Source organism: Pseudomonas sp. Colony2 (assembly GCF_019382755.1).
GTDB lineage: Bacteria > Pseudomonadota > Gammaproteobacteria > Pseudomonadales > Pseudomonadaceae > Aquipseudomonas.
The window spans coordinates 354,136-355,489 of record NZ_CP080030.1; the positions used below are offsets into that span (position 1 = coordinate 354,136).

General features: G+C 61.6%; 2 protein-coding genes. Both read right to left on the reverse strand.

From position 1 onward, the window contains the following. Positions 1-52 precede the first annotated feature (52 nt). Entirely contained in the window at positions 53-466 is a 414-nt protein-coding gene (locus JV201_RS01485) for a hypothetical protein (RefSeq protein WP_008435696.1), read from the reverse strand. 73 nt (positions 467-539) lie between these two features. Further along, positions 540-1,354: alpha/beta fold hydrolase (locus JV201_RS01490; RefSeq protein ID WP_219406414.1), on the reverse strand; the 815-nt coding region annotated here is incomplete at its 5' end.

Sequence of the window (1,354 nt, forward strand, 5' to 3'; positions counted from 1 at the left end):
TGACTGACACGCCGCCATCGCGGGCAAGCCCGATCCCATATTTCGTTTTGTATCAGTCTTCGGAATTCACCAGCGCCTGTGACGCCGCGACGTAATCGGCCTGGAATTCCGGCGATTCAATCCACGCCAGCGCTGCCGCTTCATCCTCGGTATCCGTGGCCCACTGGCGATACTCGATCAGCGCCGCGAGGATAAAGTCCGTCGCTTCTTCTTCGCCTTCCTGCTCCAGTACCACTGCCAGCAGCGGGTGCGCCAGGAACACGGCACACAGCGCCTGCTGGCTGGTTTCGCCAGCGGTGCGCATCTCCAGGAACAGCTCGGTCAAATCCACCGATTCAAGATCAATGCGGCTGTCATCGCCGGCAAAGGCATCCGGCTTGGTGGCGACGGCGCGTTGGGTGCGATTCTGCTTGGCCTTGGCTTTTGCCCGGTGGGCGCGTTTTTGCTGCTTGTTCGGCGAAGCCATGGGCTCACGTCCTTGGTGTCAGGATCTGGGGGTGGGGTATTGAAGCGCAGGTCTGGAGAAATCCCAAGGCTTTCTAGGTGCGATCCGTCACTTGGCGCCCCGGCGTGCCGTTGGCCAACTCTCCCCTTTGCAGCCAAGCCAATGCAATCGGCCACAACCGATCTTGATACTGGCTGCGAAAGAATGCGAAGTGTCCGACCTCTTTTTCGCCGATATCTTCAGGCGCGATTCGCAGATGCGTGCGCTCGCTGCCGTCGAAGTAACCCAGCAGGCGTTCGATTGCTGCGACGGTACCAAACGGATCGTCGGTAATGCTGATGGCCAATATCTGTGCCTTCACCCGCGAAAACGGCAACTCGGGCAAGGCTCGCCCACTCGGACGTTTTTCATAACTCGGCGTCGGCGTACTCCAGTCGCGTACCACGCCCGCCGGGGTATCCTCCAGCCAGCCTATGCGCTTGCCCGGGAAGTAGCCAAAAACCGCTGTCACCAGCGGCATCACCACATGCCATTTGGCAAGCATCCGCCAGCGCCCGCTCGCCTCGTAGTCGCGCCAGTAGGCAAACTGCGCGCCTACCGTCACCAGGCGCCGAATCACTGCGCCGGAAGCCCCGAGCCCCGCCGCACATCCGCCAAAACTGTGCCCGACCACATCAATCGGTTGGCCGGCAAACTCCCGCTGGGCCCGCTGCAGGATCGCTTCGAAGTCCAGCGCGCCCCAATCCGACCACGAGGCCTTGAACCCCTTCAGCGAGCCGCTGCGGGATTCGCCGATGCCGCGGTAGTCGTAGGTGATGACGTCGAAGCCATTGGCAAACAGGTAATCGGCAAAACGCGAATAGTGGCGGCAGCGTACGGAGGTGGCGGCGTTGATGATCACCACGGGGC

Coding starts and splice junctions, on each gene's coding strand:
- JV201_RS01485 (WP_008435696.1), bottom strand. CDS start 466: ATGGCTTCGCCGAACAAGCAGCAAAAACGCGCCCACCGGGCAAAAGCC.